We start from the raw sequence: 17,207 nt of genomic DNA, 5'->3' as shown, positions 1-17,207 counted from the left end.
CAAAAGGATTGCCGAGTAAAAGGAGACGATTCAACTATGAGAGAGACCATGCACGTAGAATTTAAGAAACAGTTCCTCGAGGGCGCGACCCATCAGTTTTTTGCGCCTGGCCGAATTAATTTGATTGGCGAGCACGTCGATTACAATGGTGGCCATGTGTTTCCGGCGGCAATCACGTTTGGCACGTATATGCTCGTCCGGAAACGAAACGATCGGACATGCCGTTTTTATTCGATGAATTTCGAAGCAGATGGCATTATCGAGACGTCGATCGATCAGCTGACCTACCGGGAAGAAGAAGGGTGGGCGAATTATCCAAAGGCGATGTTACATTATTTGATGTCGCATGATGACGTGACGAGTGGAGTCGACTGTTTATACTACGGTAACATTCCGAACGGAGCGGGACTTTCTTCTTCGGCTTCTATCGAACTCGTGAGTGGCTATGCCTTTAATACGTTATATGCGATCGGTCTTGCACCGCTTGACCTCGTTAAAATCGGTCAGCGTGCTGAAAATGAATATATTGGTGTAAACAGCGGGATCATGGACCAGTTTGCGATTGGGATGGGGCGAAAAGATTACGCGATGCTCCTCGATTGTGACACGCTTGAATGTGAGTATGCACCACTCAACTTGAATAGCATGTCGATTGTCATCATGAATACGAACAAACGGCGAGAACTTGCCGATTCGAAATATAACGAACGGCGTGCCGAATGTGATCGCGCGTTGGCGTGTTTGCAACAGGAGCTGAACATCTCGGCGTTGTGTGACTTGGATCAAGACGTGTTCGAGACACATCGACACCTGTTGACGGACGACACGCTATATCGCCGGGCCCGTCATGCCGTAACTGAAAATGCGCGCACCTTGGAGGCGCTTGAAGCCTTAAAAGCGAATGAAATCGATAGCTTTGGTCAGTTGATGAACGAATCACATCGCTCACTCGATCGAGATTATGAAGTGACAGGGATCGAGTTGAATACATTAGTCGAGGCAGCCTGGGAAAACGGCGCAATTGGCGCCCGCATGACAGGAGCTGGCTTTGGAGGTTGTGCGATTGCGCTTGTACATGATCAGGCGGTCGAACAGTTTATCGAACAAGTCCAGGAAACGTATACGCGTAAAATCGGTTATGCAGCAACCTTTTATGTGGCATCGATCGGTGCTGGCGTCCATGAGGTGATTGAGCAAGTGAAAGGAGAGGTAGGATGAGTATTTTAGTCGTTGGAGGAGCCGGTTATATCGGGTCCCATGCTGTTTATCAATTGGTTGACCAAGGAAGAGATGTCGTGGTGATTGATAATTTGGAGACGGGTCACGAAGCGGCCATCCATCCAAAAGCTCGTTTTTACCAGGGTGACATCCGAGACAAAGCGTTTTTAGCGCGTGTCTTTGCGGCGGAGCGGATTGAACAAGTAATCCATTTCGCAGCAAATTCGCTCGTTGGGGAATCGATGACCGACCCGCTCAAATATTACGCCAATAATGTATACGGGACGCAATGTTTACTTGAGGCGATGGTGGAGCACGGGACGGTGTCTCTCGTGTTCTCCTCAACGGCTGCGACGTATGGAGACCAGACTGTCATGCCAATCACGGAAGCGGCCGCGACGAACCCGACATCGACGTATGGAGAGACGAAGTTGGCCATGGAGAAGATGATGCATTGGGTCGAAACCGCACATGGCATCCGGTTTGTCGCACTGCGTTACTTTAATGTGGCCGGAGCGCGACAAGGCGGTGTCATTGGAGAGGACCATCGTCCGGAGACCCATCTGATCCCGCTCATCTTAGAAGTTGCCAATGGGAAACGTGAGGAAATCAAGGTGTTCGGTGATGATTATGAAACAGCTGACGGGACATGCATCCGTGACTATATTCATGTCGAGGATTTGATTGATGCCCATGTGTTGGCGCTCGACTATTTACGTGACGGAGGCGAAAGTGACGTCTTCAATCTCGGTTCAAACCAAGGATTCTCGGTCCATGAGATGATTCAAGTAGCCCGTGATGTAACGGGTCATGCGATCCCGTCGCGTGTCCAATCACGTCGGTCAGGTGATCCGGCGTCGCTCATCGCGTCTTCAGAAAAAGCGCGCCGAGTGCTGGGGTGGAAACCGACCCGCACGGATGTCACACGGATCATCGAGGACGCTTGGGCATGGCATCAAGCGAACCCGAGCGGTTACGACGAGGTGTTGATATGAGCCGCTGGATCAATGGACTTGTCGAGGCAGCGATTGAGGCGGATCTGATTCAATCGCGAGACCGCACTTATGCGAGAAATCGTTTGTTGGATTGGTTAAATGAGACGCCAGCTGACGAAGTGGCATCCGGATCGATCGTTCACCTGTTGGATCGTCTGATCGACGGAGCAGTTGAGACGGGAATGATTGAAGATTTCGTGGCCGAGCGCGAGATACTAGGGGCGAGACTCATGGACGTGTTCGTCCCGAGCCCATCTGTCATCGAGCAGGTATTTTATCAAAAATACAATGAGGATAAGCAAGCGGCGACTAACTATTTTTATACACTTTCAGAGAACTCGAACTACATCCAAACGGAACGAATTAAAAAGAACATTTCGTACAAAGTCGAGACAGCATACGGTGCGATTGATATGACGATCAATATGTCAAAACCTGAAAAAGACCCGAAAGAAATTGCCCGTCAAAAACAAAGCGGCGCATCGGGAGCGGGCTATCCGACGTGTCTTCTCTGTGTGGAAAATGAAGGATATGCCGGTCGGTTAGATCATCCGGCGCGGACGAACCATCGGATCGTCCCGCTCGAACTCGGCGGGGAAAACTGGTATTTGCAGTACTCGCCTTACGTCTACTATAACGAGCATTGCATCTTGTTGTCAGAAGAGCACCGAGACATGGTGATCGACCGTGGGACGTTCACGCGCCTGCTTGATTTTGTCGGGAAATTCCCGCACTACTTTGCAGGGTCGAATGCGGATTTACCGATTGTCGGGGGCTCGATTTTGTCCCACGATCACTATCAAGGTGGACAGTATACGTTTACGATGGCCGATGCGAAAGAGCGTGAGACGTTCGTGTTCGAAGAGTACCCATCAATTACGGGCGCCTCGCTTCAATGGCCACTGTCGGTCATTCGCTTGAAAGGGAAAGTTCAAGCAGACCTTGTCGCTTGTGCGACGCACATTTTGGAGACGTGGCGCGGTTACTCGGATCAGGAAAACGATATTTTAGCCGAGACGGACGCTCCGCATAACACGGTCACACCGATCGCGCGAATGCGAGATGAGGTGTATGAACTCGATCTCGTCCTTCGAAACAACCGGACGACAGATGAGCATCCGCTAGGGATTTTCCATCCTCACGCAGACATCCATCATATCAAACGAGAGAATATCGGGTTGATCGAAGTGATGGGACTTGCGGTCTTGCCGGCTCGTTTAAAAGAGGAGTTAGAGGCCGTCATTTCCTTCGTCGAGACAGGTAGCGCCACGGTCGTCCCGATGCATCAGGCGTGGGCGGAAGAGCTCCGTGACCGGTATGACGGGAAGGAAGATGCACGAGCGTTTGTTTATGAAGCGGTCGGGCATAAGTTTGTACGTGGATTAGAGGATTGCGGTGTCTTTAAACTGACAGCGACAGGTGACGCCGGACTGAGACGATTTATTAAAGCGTGTCAACCGGCCCAAGAAACAGCACAATAAGTAGACGACATAAGAAAACCGCCGCCGAATCGGCGGTTTTCAGGTTGTTGACGAACCGGATCGCCTGTCGCGATTCGGTTTGTCTTTTTTTATATGTTGTCAAATCGATACACAGTTTCATGCTCGTAGTGTTGACCTGGTTCGCACCAGATTGAAGGGAGTTCTCCCATTTCGAGCGAAGCGGCAGGATGTTGGGTTTCGAAACAAATTCCCATGTGGGCCCCATTTTGTCCAGCCTCTAACACGGTGTCGCTCGTGAGCGCGTTTCCAGTGTAGACGACGAGGCCTGGATAGGTCGTCGTCACGCGAAGCCGTCGGCCACTTTCGGGATGAATCAATGTGACGTGATCGTGCTGTGTTGAGTCCAGTAAGAAGTAATGGTCGATGCCACCAAGTGCGAATCGCTGTTGCTCTGTTTCCTCAGATAGCGCGCTAGCGATCGGTTTTCCGTCCCGAAAATCGTAAGGTGTGTCATTGACGTCGCACATTCGTCCGGTCGGCAACAAATCCGGATCGAGTTCGATGAAGGAAGAGGCTTGCAGCGCCAAGTGATGATTATGAATCGTTTCTTTCGCGTCTCCACTTAAATTGAAATAGGCGTGATTTGTCAGTGTGAGTGGTGTCCGTTCACTTACTTCTGCATCGTACCGAATGATGAACTCGTTCGATGCGGTCAAGCGATACTCGATCATCACGTCGACAGTCCCGACATGTCCGCTCTCGTTCGATAACTTTGTCGTCAGTCGTAAGCCGACGTCTTCGTTCTCTTCGAACGGTTCGACATCGAATGAAACTTGATGCAATCCACCCGGTCCGCCGTGCAGTTGATCGGGCGTGTCCGACTCGAGATGGTGGACCGAATCACCAGTCTTATAGCGAGCTTGTCGCACCCGACCGGCGACGCGGCCGATCAGCGCACCCATATAGTTCGGGTCGTCCATGTATTGGTTTGTTGTCTCATACGTCAACAGCACGTTTTCGACGTTACCCGTTCGGTCTGGGACGAACAAGTGGGTGAGGATGCCTCCTCGGTCGAGCATTCGCAATGATAGGCCATTCGGGTGATTGAGGGTGAACGCGGTCACACCATCCGTTTGCTGCTTGGTTATATCCATTTCTCATCACGCTCCTTAGTTATAAGATACCGCATCTGTCAGCCTGTACAATACGGGATACTTTAACCATACAAAAACGAGAGGTAAATAAAAAGTTAAAAATTTACTAAAATTTATTTACTATTTTTACTAATGGTGCTATATTGAATTTGTAAAAGCGCTTACAATCACAGTTTCGGGAGGAACGGTTTATGAAATCGACAAGCAGATATACATTGTTAGCAGGAGGACTCCTTATGAGTTCAATCCTTGCCGCTTGTGGGCCAGGAGAAGAGACATCGGGGGAATCAACGGAAGCGAGCTCGAACGAGTTGATCGTTTGGGAGGATGTTGAAAAAGGCGAAGGGATCAAAGAAGCCGTTGCACGATTTGAAAAAGAAAACGACGTCAAAGTAAAAGTCATCGAGAAGACGTACGCACAACAAATCGAAGACTTGCGTTTGGACGGTCCGGCTGGGACAGGCCCTGACGTGTTGACGATGCCTGGGGACCAAATCGGGACAGCGGTGACAGAGGGACTTATTAAAGAGATTGCATTGACACCTGAAGAACAATCGATTTACACAGACGTCGCCATTCAATCGCAAATTGTGGATGGCAAAGTGTACGGTGTGCCAAAAGCTGTTGAATCGACGGTTCTCTATTATAACAAGGCATTAATCGATGAAGCGGATCTCCCACAGTCGCTTGACGAATGGTACGACTATTCGAAAGAAGTGACAGACGGGAAGCAATTCGGATTCTTAGCGCTGTTTGATCAAATTTATTACGCACAAAGTGTGATGAGTGGTTCAGGCGGTTATATTTTCGGACAGGATGACGCTGGAAACTACGACACATCGGATATCGGATTAGCGAACAAAGGTGCGATTGAAGGAGTTACACTCATCCAAAAATTCTATCAAGACAAGCTGTTCCCAGCTGGGATTATTGGTGAGCAAGGGATTAACGTCTTGGAATCACTGTTCACTGAAGGAAAAGCGACTGCCATCATCTCAGGACCATGGAACGTCGAACCGTTCAAAAAAGCAGGGATCGACTACGGTGTCGTCAAATTGCCTGAGTTGGCGAACGGTGACAACATGAGTTCGTTCCTCGGTGTGAAGAGCTACAACGTTAGTTCGTACAGTAAAAATGCCGAGATGGCAGAGAAACTTGTGAAGTTCCTTGGAGATGAAGAAAACTCACGGACTCGTTTCGAAGTGACGCAAGAAGTTCCAGCTGTCAAATCGCTCGCGAGTGACCCGGCTGTCACAGAGAGTGAAGTCGCGCAAGCGGTGGCGGAACAATCTCAGTTTGCTGAGTTGACACCGAACATTCCAGAAATGAATGAAGTATGGCAACCAGTCGACGCGGCGCTTCAAACTGTTGCAACTGGTAAAGCGAAACCAGAGCAAGCGATGAAACAAGCCGTCGAAACGATTTCTGGTCAAATTAAAGCCAAACATAGTAACTGATGCGATCGGCAGGCTCGTCCTGCCGATTTTATTGAACAATAGGACGTGAGGTGAAGATTGTGCAACATCGTCAACTGAGTACACTTTTGTCGATCATACCTGGTCTCGGACAGCTATATAATCGTCAGTGGCTAAAGGGTGGACTATTTTTAATCATTACGATTGCGTACGCAGTCGTATTCGTTGATTTATTGAATATGGGGTTATGGGGCATTGTGACGCTCGGTACCGAGGTCCCGCGGGATAATTCGATTTTCTTACTCGCAGAAGGAATCATTGCAATCATCGTGTTGCTATTCGGTGTGGCCTTTTACGGATTCAATCTACGAGACGCTTATCGAAATGGACAAAGACGAGACGAGGGCTTCTCACTCGGCTCGCTCCGACAAGATTATCTTGCGATGAAGGATGCAGGATATCCGTATTTGATCAGCGCACCATCGCTATTTATTCTAATTTTTGCTGTCATCTTCCCGATCTTATTCAGTTTCGCGTTGGCATTTACGAACTACGATCTCTATCATTCGCCTCCAGCGAATTTGGCAGATTGGGTCGGATTTGATACATTCGCCCAAATCTTCACGGTCGACATTTGGCGATCGACGTTCCTCGACGTGTTGTCGTGGACGGTCATTTGGACGGTGCTCGCGTCGACGTTACAAGTTTCCTTAGGGATTTTTCTTGCGGTCGTCGTCAACCAAAAAGAGATCCGCTTTAAAAAGACGATTCGTACGTTTTTCGTCTTACCGTGGGCTGTTCCAGGGTTCGTGACGATCCTCGTCTTCGCTGGACTATTTAACGATAGTTTTGGGGCGATCAATAACGATATTCTCGCCACGTTTGGCATCGATCCGATTCCATGGTTGACGTCTGCCGGATGGACGAAAGTGGCATTGGTGTTTATGCAGGGGTGGCTCGGTTTTCCTTACGTTTTCATCGTGACGACCGGTGTCTTGCAATCGATTCCTCAAGATTTGTATGAGGCGGCCACGATTGATGGAGCATCAGCGTTCAAAAAGTTCCGTCATATTACGATGCCGATGATCATGATTGCGATGGCTCCGATCATCATTACGCAATTCACCTTTAACTTTAACAACTTCAATATCATCTACTTATTTAATGGAGGCGGTCCGGCTGTACCGGGTTCGAATGCCGGTGGTACCGACATCTTGGTCTCTTGGATTTACAAGTTAACGATGCAATCCGGCCAATACGCGCTTGCGGCAGCCTTGACGATTTTGCTGTCGATTTTCGTCATCTCGATCGCGCTATGGCAATTTAGAAAAACAAACTCATTTAAGGAAGGGAAATGATGGCCATGAAGAAATTCAACCTACGAATTTTTCTATCGTACGCACTCTTGCTATCGGTCGTCGCCATCATCGTCTATCCACTTCTTTGGACGATCGGGGCCAGTTTTAACCCGGGAAATAGCCTTGTCAGTACATCGCTCATTCCGAAAAATCCAACGCTCGACCATTATCGAGAGTTGTTTGCTGGAAAAGAGAACTTGCAATACGTCAACTGGTATATGAATTCGTTGAAAATCAGCGTTTTCACGATGCTCGGAACGTTGGTGAGTGTCTCATTCACAGCGTATGCCTTTTCTCGCTTCCGTTTCAAAGGGCGGCAACGCGCGCTCACTTTGTTTTTACTTTTACAAATGATTCCTCAGTTCTCGGCGTTGATTGCATTGTTCGTTCTCGCTCAGATGTTAGGGATGATGAATAGCCATTGGCTTCTAATCATGCTGTACATCGGGGGACAAATCCCGATGAACACGTATTTGATGAAAGGGTATATGGACTCGATCCCGATTGACCTTGACGAGAGTGCGAAGCTTGACGGTGCGTCGAACACACGGATCTTCTTACAAATTTTGATGCCGCTCTGTCGTCCGATGCTCGCCGTCGTCGCAATGAACGGTTTTACCGGACCACTCGGCGACTTTGTATTGTCCTCGACGATTCTTCGGACGCAAGATGCCTATACGCTACCGATCGGGCTCTACAATCTCGTCAATGATGTGATGGGGGCGAGTTATACGACGTTTGCGGCCGGTGCGATTTTAATTAGTATTCCAGTTGCTGTTATTTTCGTTATGCTGCAGAAACATTTCGTAGCAGGATTAACGACAGGCGGAACGAAGGGATAAAGAGAACGTGATAAATAAGATAGAGAGAAGGAAGGGAAACGACAATGGCAACTTATGAACGGATCTACACGACGAAAGCGAAGCGCTTCTTACACGGGGGCGACTATAACCCGGATCAGTGGCTTGATCAGCCAGGAATCTTAGATGATGACGTTCGCCTGATGCGACTCGCGCATACGAATACGTTCTCAATCGGTATTTTTGCATGGCATTGTCTCGAGCCGGAAGAAGGGGTCTACCAGTTTGAATGGCTTGACGACGTCATTGAACGGATCGCGTCAATCGGTGGACACGTGATCCTCGCAACGCCGAGTGGGGCCCGTCCGACGTGGATGTCTGCGAAGTACCCTGAAGTACTACGTACGAATTCGAGTCGGGTGAAGCAGCTACACGGTGCGCGACATAACCATTGCTTCACGTCGCCGGTATATCGTGAGAAGACACAACAGATGAACCGTTTGCTCGCTGAACGGTACGGAGATCATCCGGCTCTCATCATGTGGCACATCTCGAACGAATACGGTGGAGATTGTCACTGTGACTTATGCCAAGATGCATTTCGGACGTGGCTCCAAGACCAGTACAGTTCATTGAAAGAACTGAATGATTCTTGGTGGGGGCCGTTCTGGAGTCATACGTATACAGAGTGGTCGCAAATTGAATCGCCATCCCCGATCGGTGAGAGTGCCGTCCATGGTATGAATTTAGATTGGAAACGATTTGTGACGCATCAGACGATTGATTTTTATAAACATGAGATCGTCCCGCTACGTGAACGGACGCCAAACATCCCGATCACGACGAACTTTATGGCCGATACGTTCGACCTGATCCCGTTTCAATCGCTTGATTATAGCGAATTTGCGAAACATGTCGATGTCATCAGCTGGGACGCATACCCAGCGTGGCATAACGATTGGGAGTCGACGGCTAATTTAGCGATGAAGGTCGGCATGATCAACGACCTTTACCGGAGTTTGAAACAACAGCCGTTCCTACTTATGGAATCGACGCCGAGTGCGGTGAACTGGCATCCGGTCAATAAAGCGAAACGTCCGGGCATGCATAAATTATCGTCGCTGCAAATGCTCGCCCACGGTTCGGATAGCGTGCTCTACTTCCAGTGGCGCAAATCACGTGGTTCTTCGGAGAAGTTCCATGGCGCTGTTGTCGACCACGATAACAGTCCAGACAACCGCGTCTTCAAAGAGGTGAGTGAAGTCGGTGTGACACTTGAAAAAATACAAGAGGTTGTCGGATCGGTTCGTCCGGCCGAGGTCGCCCTATTTTATGATTGGGAGAGTAACTGGGCGCTCGATGACGCACAAGGATTCGGTCTTGATTCGAAACGTTACCCACAAACACTTCAAGAGCACTATCGTACGTTCTGGGAACAAGATATCCCTGTCGATGTCATTACAAAAGAACATGATTTTTCATCGTACCAGTTACTTGTCGTTCCGATGCTCTATTTGATGGAAGAATCGCTCGCTGAACGATTCGAACAATTTGTACGAGATGGTGGGACGATCGTGATGACGTACATGTCTGGTCTTGTTGATCGTCATGATCTCGTGCACCCAAATGGTTGGTTGACGCCACTGCAGAATACGTTTGGCGTCACGCCGCTTGAGACGGACACACTTTACCCTTCGGAACGACAGTCTGTCCGTTACGGGGAAAGCCGATTCGAATTGAAAGATTATGCGACGCCACTCCGGATCGAGACAGCTCAGTCGCTTGCGGTATACGAAGATGAATTTTATGCAGGTACTGCTGCTGTGACGAAACATACGCACGGAAAAGGGGACGCCTACTATATCGGTGCCCGGATGGATCAGGCGTTCCATCGTACGTTTTATGGACGGTTGCTCGATGAATTGAACATTGATCGTCCGGTCGCAATCAAGCATCGGGGAGGCGTTTCGGTACAAGTCCGACGTGCTGAGGATACGGATTATATCTTTGTGCTGAACTTTACGGAGTCACGCCAAACAATTGAGCTACCTTATGAGATGGAAGACCTTGTGACGGGAGTGAAACATACTGGGACAGTTGAACTCGACCGTTATGCTTCACACGTCTTTAAAGCGACGCGTTGAGAAGGGAGACGTCGACCGGTTTCGGTTGGCGTCTTATTTATGGTGTGAGGCATGTGACGTATTGGCTGACGATTGAATTTGCGTCTAATATATCGTTAAATGGAAGATAGAATAGGAAGTGAGTAAAATGGCTACCATTAAAGATATCGCCAAACGGGCGAACGTTTCGATTGCGACGGTTTCACGCGTTCTGAATATGGATCCGACGCTCTCGGTGACACAGGAGACGAAACAACGGATCTTTGAAGTCGCTGAAGCGTTGGATTATCGGAAAAAAGGTACGAAAAAAGGGAAGGCCCGTTCATTTGCAATGATTTACTGGCTGACGGATGAAGAAGAGCTGAATGACTTGTATTATATGGCGATTCGCCATGGCGTCGAGAGTGGTTGTCGTCATCAACAGATCCAGCTTCAAAAGATGACGTTTCCCGAAATTGCCCAACACGATTTGAGCGAATTTGATGGGGCCATTGTCATTGGGAAATACAGTCGACAAGAAGTTGATTACTTGAAACAGTTGCAACCTCATTTGGTCTTCGTCGATTATGATCCAAAAGATGAGGCAATCGATGTTGTGATGACGGATTTGAGACGCGCGACGGAGAAAGTCTTGTTTTACTTTGAATCGATTGGAATCGAGACGATCGGATTTATCGGAGGACGCGAATCGTCGAAAGATCAGGCGGAGACGTTCGTCGATCCTCGAGAAGTCACGTATGTCGAGTATATGAAAGAACGGAAACGTTACGATAAAAAATGGCATCGGACGGGGGCGTTTTCCTCAGAAGATGGCTATCAGATGATGCGAGACCTCGTCAAAGATGCGCTACCAGATGCCTTTTTCATTGCGAGCGACACGCTTGCGATCGGTGCACTGCGGGCGCTTCAAGAATCGGGATACAATGTGCCAACAGATGTCGCGGTCATCAGTATCAATGATATCAGTGTGTCAAAATATGTATCACCTCGATTGTCCACGGTGCGAATTCACACGGAAACGATGGGAGAAGAAGCGGTCACGCTTTTGCTCGAGCGTGTAGGTGGTAGGGAGATTGGTAAGGTCGTCACACTTGCGAGCGAACTTGTGCTCCGAGAAAGCCATCAGGCGACAGAAACACCGCGATGATGGTCATAATCACGCTTGAACGGAGTCGTTTTAGCAACATAAACAGGCTGCACGCAAAAAAGAAGAGGCAATCGCCCCGACTGATGTCGAAGTGATTGCCTCTTTGCTTTACTTAATTTGGAATTCTTGAACAGGACTGGCAAGCGTAGCATATACGTTACACGTCGTTCAAATGACTATTGCATCAAGAAATAAAATCTATTATCATACTTTAGAAATTGTTATAATCTAGTGAAGAGTTTGCATGAAAATGGATAAAACCATTTTCTTTTGCAAATGCTTTATTTTTTGCTTGTTGAGCCGATGAAACAGTAAGCGTCTTAATGTTGTGCGTTGTATCGAGTGTACGCAGTTCTTGGATTCGGTTTTTCGACCATTGATCTTTCGAGACGACATTATAATTAAAACTCTCCCACATGATACCGTCTACGTAACGGTATGTATGGCTCTTCAATGTACCGAATCCCCAATTTTGAATCAATGACAGCGATGGATACAACTCATTTAGCGTACCCATGAACTGGCTCATGCCGTCACGCTGGGCCGCTAGGACGTCAGGCTGTTCCGAGTGCTCGTTATCGATGTTACCGACCGTATCTAAAAACACTCCGTCAAGCCCTTTATCGACAATTTGTTTCTTCACTTCAGCGACAAGGATCGCTTGATAATGAGAGGACGTGATATCGGTCAAATAGGAGTCCCATTCCGCGTAGTGAACGCGTTCCCCGTTTCGATGGAAAAAGTCGGATTCATTCAATTGATTGATGAAGTCCGTGTCCCAGTTATCGGCTTCCATCGTGTTGATGTAGCCGTATACTTTCGTCCCGTACTTTTTGAGCTCTTTGATTTGAGCAGCTGTGTAATAGACAGGCTCAATGATCATGAGGTCATAGCGTTGCATCTTCTTGATCTTCGACTTGGTCGGAGCATCGTAATAAATTTTATACGACGCCACGTCTGCTAACGGATTGCCAGTTGTGGCGCTAGCCGTTGCCGGTGTCAACAAGGACATCCCGACGATGAACGCACAACACATCGCTACCGTACGTTTGAGTGAGATAATACCCATTAAAAAAACCCTCCTGATTGTGAACTGCTCCCCGTCAAGTAGACAGGGCAAATAATGAAAACCAAACTAGGCGGCTTGAGACCTGTATTCGACAGGGCTCAAGCCGTTTAGCCGTTTCTGGAAACGGTCATGGTTGTAGAACGATATGTAGGCCTCGATGGCCGACGTGAGTTCGCTATAGACCTGGAACTCACGCAGGTAGTACATCTCGACTTTCAGGGTACCCCAAAAGCCCTCGATCGGGGCGTTGTCGAGACAACGTCCGACCCGGGACATGCTGTGGGTCAGCCCCGCATCTTCTACCATGCGTTTGAACCCTCTCGATGTGTATTGATATCCTCGGTCACTATGGATCATCGGACCCGCTCCTTGCGGCCCCGATTCGTTATGACGGTGCGATCCGAGAAGTCGTCATCGTTCAAGAACTCGACCTGACGCGGTTACGAAGCTACGAGATGAACATGATGCAACTCGTGTTGGATTGGGCGGGGACACGGATCGAGAAAGCGCGGGCGATGGAACTCATGTTGACCCAACACGAGTTTGTCGAAGGGACTCAAATTTATCAAATGGCAGGTTTCGACGAGAAAGTGAAGCTCCAAGCGGCTCGCCATGAACAGTACGATCAGCCGTACAGCACGGTCGCGCTTCGGGTCGATCATGTCAATCTATCGCTCATCGAGATGGAATTGATTTTACGTCAATCGATGCGTGAAATCGATGTGATCGGTTATGATGCCGAGTCCGAGACGCTACATTTTCTACTGCCGGGTACGCCGCAAGAATTTGCGGACCGGTTCAAAGAGCGGATGGAGCAGACATTCTTATTATGGCTATATTGCCGCCTTGTTCTCCATTTTGGTCTTAACGATTGTGGTCGTTCAGTTTTTACGACTTGATTACGGCCATCGCTTGATCCCGAATGAGAAACACGAGGCACGAACGTTTGACATTGTCGCAGGTGAAGAGCGTGCGCTTTCAGGTGAGGCGTTGCAGATTTATATTCATCAAAATGATGACGAACTCTCGACGTCGATCTTGAACAACCTCACGTCTGCGTTAGATTATGCAAAATTACCGTACACGAAGATTTCGAGAGAGGAAATTGAGACGCTACGTCCGTCAGCTTATTCCGTACTCGTCTTGAGCGGTGAGAATACGGACAAGTGGCCGTATGAGACGATCAAACGGTTCGTCGAGGACGGCGGACGACTCTACATCGCCGGGCGTTTCATCGATGCCAAATGGGCTGAACTGGTCGGTGTCGATGATTTCGGGGACTTTAAAGATGGAATCAACGGGTTGATTTTTGAACAAGAAATTTTCCCTGGGTACGTCGACTTGCCTCAAGACTCAGGGTTGTTCGTCCACAGCATCGCTGACGTCGAACTGAAAGAGGAAGCGGACGTCCTCATTTCTGCCAAAAACGAACCGATTCTATGGCAATCTCCTTATGGGAAAGGAGAAGTGATGTTTTGGAATACGACGTCGTTGACGGATAAGAACTCACGAGGCTTGATGGTGCAGACGCTATCGATGCTGTTCCCGGCGTTCATCGGGATGATGAAGACGACCGTCGCCATCGCCTCGGTGTTGTTCGCCGTCTTCCTCTCGTTCTCCGAACTCCCGGCGTTGCTGAACGCTGTAGCATTCGTTTTGTTCATGACGGTCAACTTGATTTGGGTACACTTTTTGTTCCTCAGTGCGGCGAAATTCTATCAGGCGGTTGCATATAGCTTTGTCGCCGGTGGGATCGTTGCCGTCGCCGCAATCATCATCACGGATCAGTTCTTGATGTCGTATTTGACGGAGTCTTTCATGAAGAGTTTCGCCTTAACGGCAAGTATGACGCTCGGGCTCGTCGTCACACTGTTCGGATTGTTCGCGTCGATGCTCCTTACGTTCCCGAACCGGAGTACGGTCGGTCAATTCTCGTTCTACCGTTATTTTGACCGCTATCCGGCACTCTTTTGGACCAGTTTCCTCTATAACATCGGCATCTGGGTCGGCACATGGATCATCTGGTTCGCGGAAGGAGGGAGTGTCCACCTCGACACATTCCGCTATCATCCGATCTATGACGCAGCCATCTTCCTCTCTTATTTGACGATAATTCCGACGATGACGATATTCGTTGTGTCGGTCGAGACGCGTTTTTATGAGCGGTATCGCGTGTTTTATGGATACGTGAACGAAGGTGGGACGTACCAACAGATTCAACGTTCGAAAGCGGCCATGCTCCTTGTCTTACGATAGGAGTTGCAGCGCCTGTTCCGAAACCAAGGACTCGTTTCGCTTCTTTTCATCCTGTTCGCGGCCGTTTTGTTCTCACTCCTCGGTCTGTCACCTGAGATTCGAGATGTCTTTCAAATGACGACGATTGGTGCCTGTTCAAACGCCATGGTGCTCGTTCTCACGCTCGTCCTGCTCTATTTTGAAGACCATCGGGGAGCGGCGTATACATCGGCCCTCTTCATCACGATGAATGCCGGGTTGACGTTCTTCTTGTTACCGCTCGGTCCTGACAGTTACGGTCTTAGTTTTGCGATTGGCTGCACCATTGCGTTCGCCTTCTCGCTCATTCGCTTGATTCGATACGTGTCCGAAATTGATTATCATACGTTTAGCCGAAACGAAACACCTCCACGGACGGATACGTTCCGTCGTGTCGGAGACTGGCTCAATGACCGCTCGGCTTAACAATCGCTGCAGATGGACTTTTAGAAAATGGGGTGAAGCACATGAAAACAATTTTGTGACAGGTGGCGCGGGGTACATCGGGACACACACGACCGTTCAATTACTTGAGGCAGGATACGAGGTCATTATTTTGGATAACCTGTCCAACAGCCGACAAGAGGCAATTCAGCGAATCGAGATCCTGACGGGGAAGACGGTCACCTTATACGTAGGCGATATTCGAGATCAGGAATTGCTCGATGAAATCTTCTCGACGCACTCGATTCATGCGGTCGTTCACTTTGCCGGTCTAAAGGCAGTCGGCGAATCCGTCAGTCAACCACTTCACTACTATTACAACAACGTGGCCGGGACGCTCGTCTTATTGCGGATGATGGACCAATATGGGATCAAACGCATCGTCTTCAGTTCATCGGCGACCGTTTACGGAATCCCGACCACATCACCGGTCGATGAATCGTTCCCACTCAGTGCGACCAATCCGTATGGACGAACGAAGCTGATGATCGAAGAGATGTTGCGCGACCTCTATACGGCCGATTCATCGTGGTCGATTGCGATTCTTCGCTATTTCAATCCGATTGGCGCTCACGACTCCGGGACGATCAGAGAAGATCCGTTTGATGTCCCGAACAACTTGATGCCATACATCACACAAGTCGCAGCCGGACGTCTGAAAGAACTTCAAGTGTTCGGAGATGACTATCCGACGCATGACGGGACAGGCGTGCGCGACTATATCCATGTCGTGGATTTGGCGCTTGGTCATTTGAAGGCGTTGGAGTATGTGGGGAAACACGTGGGAGTGGAGGCGTTCAACCTCAGGACCGGGAAAGGATACAGCGTCCTCGATTTGCTTCAAACGTTCCAACAGGAGAGCGGACAGACGATTCCTTATCAAATCACGGGTAAGCGAGACGGAGATGTCGCGGCGATTTTTGCTGACCCGCAAAAGTCGAAGGCCATTCTCGGCTGGGAGGTACGACATGACATCGAAGCGATGTGTCGGGACGCCTGGCGTTGGCAATCGAATAATCCGAAAGGGTACAGTGAATAAGTTCCATGAAGTAGGCGGTCATCACACGATGACCGTCTCTTTTTGTATTAGAAAGGATGGTGAACGGGAACACCTAATGGAACATCATTTTACTTAGGAGGGGTCGAATGAAAGCCTTGTTTTTGAACTGTACGTTAAAAGGTGGCGACATGACGTCGCATACGGAAGGGTTGATTCGTGATATCATCCCGCACTTCGATGCGCTCGATGTTGAATCTGAGATTGTTCGAATCGTCGATTACAACGTCACGTTCGGTGTGACGGAAGATGAAGGGGATGGGGACGAGTGGCCACAGATTTTTGAAAAAGTGAAGGCCGCGAACATTGTCGTGATCGGGACACCACTCTGGCTCGGGGAGAAGAGTAGCGTCGCCACCCAAGTGATTGAACGTCTATACGGCGGTAGCGGGCTGACGAATAAATCGGGACAGGCGATCTACTACAACAAGGTCGGAGGAGTCGTCGTCACGGGGAATGAGGACGGGGCGAAACACGCCTGTGCTTCGATTCTATATGGATTGTCCCACATCGGTTTCACCGTGCCGCCGAACGTCGATACGTATTGGGTCGGGGAAGCGGGACCGGGTGACTCGTACCTCGATGCTGGACGAGAAAATGAATTCACGAAGTCTCATGGCAAGACGATGGCATATAACCTCGTTCATTTTGCGAGAATGCTTAAAAACCATCCCATTCCGGCAGAAGGGAATACGATGGAATGAATCAAGG

At 49.1% G+C, this 17,207-nt stretch carries 12 protein-coding genes and 2 pseudogenes; 11 read left to right on the top strand and 3 right to left on the bottom strand.

Annotation, left to right across the window (positions count from 1 at the left end; translation table 11 throughout):
• The first annotated feature begins 36 nt into the window (after window positions 1-36).
• Genes BV910_RS12535 through BV910_RS12525 form a run of 3 tightly spaced genes read left to right on the top strand, consistent with a single transcriptional unit; the run spans window position 37 to window position 3,694 of the window.
• On the top strand, window positions 37-1,218 hold the full coding sequence (locus BV910_RS12535) for a galactokinase (RefSeq protein ID WP_078147595.1): 1,182 nt from the start codon (window positions 37-39) through the stop codon (window positions 1,216-1,218).
• Window positions 1,215-2,213 (top strand): UDP-glucose 4-epimerase GalE, encoded by a 999-nt coding sequence (galE, locus tag BV910_RS12530; protein WP_078147594.1) that lies wholly within the window; start codon window positions 1,215-1,217, stop codon window positions 2,211-2,213. The genes BV910_RS12535 and galE (BV910_RS12530) overlap by 4 nt, the downstream gene beginning before the upstream one ends.
• The gene (locus BV910_RS12525; RefSeq protein ID WP_078147593.1) at window positions 2,210-3,694 is read left to right on the top strand and encodes a UDP-glucose--hexose-1-phosphate uridylyltransferase; all 1,485 of its coding nucleotides are present in this window, start codon (window positions 2,210-2,212) and stop codon (window positions 3,692-3,694) included. The genes galE (BV910_RS12530) and BV910_RS12525 overlap by 4 nt, the downstream gene beginning before the upstream one ends.
• A gap of 89 nt (window positions 3,695-3,783) precedes the next feature.
• Here the strand turns inward: BV910_RS12525 and BV910_RS12520 are convergent, their stop codons facing one another.
• Window positions 3,784-4,809, bottom strand: a complete 1,026-nt coding sequence (locus BV910_RS12520) for an aldose epimerase family protein (protein ID WP_078147592.1) — start codon at window positions 4,807-4,809, stop codon at window positions 3,784-3,786.
• A 191-nt stretch (window positions 4,810-5,000) separates the two neighbouring features.
• On the opposite strand from BV910_RS12520, the gene ganS reads away from it, so the two are divergent.
• The 5 genes from ganS to BV910_RS12495 all read left to right on the top strand — a co-directional run bounded on the left by ganS (window position 5,001) and on the right by BV910_RS12495 (window position 11,652).
• Complete coding sequence (gene ganS, locus BV910_RS12515) at window positions 5,001-6,266, top strand: galactooligosaccharide ABC transporter substrate-binding protein GanS (protein WP_078147591.1); 1,266 nt, start codon at window positions 5,001-5,003, stop codon at window positions 6,264-6,266.
• A gap of 59 nt (window positions 6,267-6,325) precedes the next feature.
• Complete coding sequence (gene ganP / locus BV910_RS12510; RefSeq protein ID WP_078147590.1) at window positions 6,326-7,582, top strand: sugar ABC transporter permease; 1,257 nt, start codon at window positions 6,326-6,328, stop codon at window positions 7,580-7,582.
• Window positions 7,582-8,424: a galactooligosaccharide ABC transporter permease GanQ gene (ganQ, locus tag BV910_RS12505; protein WP_078147589.1), complete on the top strand. Its 843-nt coding sequence runs from the start codon at window positions 7,582-7,584 to the stop codon at window positions 8,422-8,424. The genes ganP and ganQ overlap by 1 nt, the downstream gene beginning before the upstream one ends.
• 44 nt (window positions 8,425-8,468) lie before the next feature.
• On the top strand, window positions 8,469-10,526 hold the full coding sequence (locus BV910_RS12500; protein ID WP_078147588.1) for a beta-galactosidase: 2,058 nt from the start codon (window positions 8,469-8,471) through the stop codon (window positions 10,524-10,526).
• Window positions 10,527-10,653: 127 nt separating this feature from the next.
• Window positions 10,654-11,652 carry a LacI family DNA-binding transcriptional regulator gene (locus tag BV910_RS12495; RefSeq protein ID WP_078147587.1) on the top strand — a complete coding sequence of 333 codons (999 nt, stop codon included), beginning with the start codon at window positions 10,654-10,656 and terminating at the stop codon, window positions 11,650-11,652.
• A gap of 211 nt (window positions 11,653-11,863) precedes the next feature.
• On the opposite strand, the gene BV910_RS12490 is transcribed toward BV910_RS12495, so the two are convergent.
• Complete coding sequence (locus tag BV910_RS12490) at window positions 11,864-12,721, bottom strand: glycoside hydrolase family 191 protein (RefSeq protein WP_078147586.1); 858 nt, start codon at window positions 12,719-12,721, stop codon at window positions 11,864-11,866.
• Window positions 12,722-12,787: 66 nt separating this feature from the next.
• Window positions 12,788-13,090 (bottom strand): annotated as a pseudogene (locus BV910_RS12485) (transposase); the annotation flags it as partial.
• 363 nt (window positions 13,091-13,453) lie between these two features.
• Between BV910_RS12485 and pelG the strand changes: the two are divergent.
• From pelG to BV910_RS12460, 3 genes and pseudogenes are all read left to right on the top strand, one after another.
• Window positions 13,454-15,421 (top strand): annotated as a pseudogene (gene pelG, locus BV910_RS12475) (exopolysaccharide Pel transporter PelG).
• 55 nt (window positions 15,422-15,476) lie between these two features.
• The gene (gene galE / locus BV910_RS12465; protein ID WP_078147582.1) at window positions 15,477-16,478 is read left to right on the top strand and encodes a UDP-glucose 4-epimerase GalE; all 1,002 of its coding nucleotides are present in this window, start codon (window positions 15,477-15,479) and stop codon (window positions 16,476-16,478) included.
• Between the two features lie 107 nt (window positions 16,479-16,585).
• Window positions 16,586-17,200 carry a flavodoxin family protein gene (locus BV910_RS12460; RefSeq protein WP_078147581.1) on the top strand — a complete coding sequence of 205 codons (615 nt, stop codon included), beginning with the start codon at window positions 16,586-16,588 and terminating at the stop codon, window positions 17,198-17,200.
• Window positions 17,201-17,207: the final 7 nt, after the last annotated feature.

It is taken from the genome of Exiguobacterium sp. HVEsp1 (assembly GCF_002009685.1).
In the GTDB taxonomy this organism is placed as follows: domain Bacteria; phylum Bacillota; class Bacilli; order Exiguobacteriales; family Exiguobacteriaceae; genus Exiguobacterium; species Exiguobacterium profundum.
This window is presented reverse-complemented; position numbering and strand designations above follow the sequence as displayed.

Coding starts and splice junctions, on each gene's coding strand:
- BV910_RS12535 (WP_078147595.1), top strand. CDS start 37: ATGAGAGAGACCATGCACGTAGAATTTAAGAAACAGTTCCTCGAGGGC.
- galE (WP_078147594.1), top strand. CDS start 1,215: ATGAGTATTTTAGTCGTTGGAGGAGCCGGTTATATCGGGTCCCATGCT.
- BV910_RS12525 (WP_078147593.1), top strand. CDS start 2,210: ATGAGCCGCTGGATCAATGGACTTGTCGAGGCAGCGATTGAGGCGGAT.
- BV910_RS12520 (WP_078147592.1), bottom strand. CDS start 4,809: ATGGATATAACCAAGCAGCAAACGGATGGTGTGACCGCGTTCACCCTC.
- ganS (WP_078147591.1), top strand. CDS start 5,001: ATGAAATCGACAAGCAGATATACATTGTTAGCAGGAGGACTCCTTATG.
- ganQ (WP_078147589.1), top strand. CDS start 7,582: ATGGCCATGAAGAAATTCAACCTACGAATTTTTCTATCGTACGCACTC.
- BV910_RS12500 (WP_078147588.1), top strand. CDS start 8,469: ATGGCAACTTATGAACGGATCTACACGACGAAAGCGAAGCGCTTCTTA.
- BV910_RS12495 (WP_078147587.1), top strand. CDS start 10,654: ATGGCTACCATTAAAGATATCGCCAAACGGGCGAACGTTTCGATTGCG.
- BV910_RS12490 (WP_078147586.1), bottom strand. CDS start 12,721: ATGGGTATTATCTCACTCAAACGTACGGTAGCGATGTGTTGTGCGTTC.
- BV910_RS12460 (WP_078147581.1), top strand. CDS start 16,586: ATGAAAGCCTTGTTTTTGAACTGTACGTTAAAAGGTGGCGACATGACG.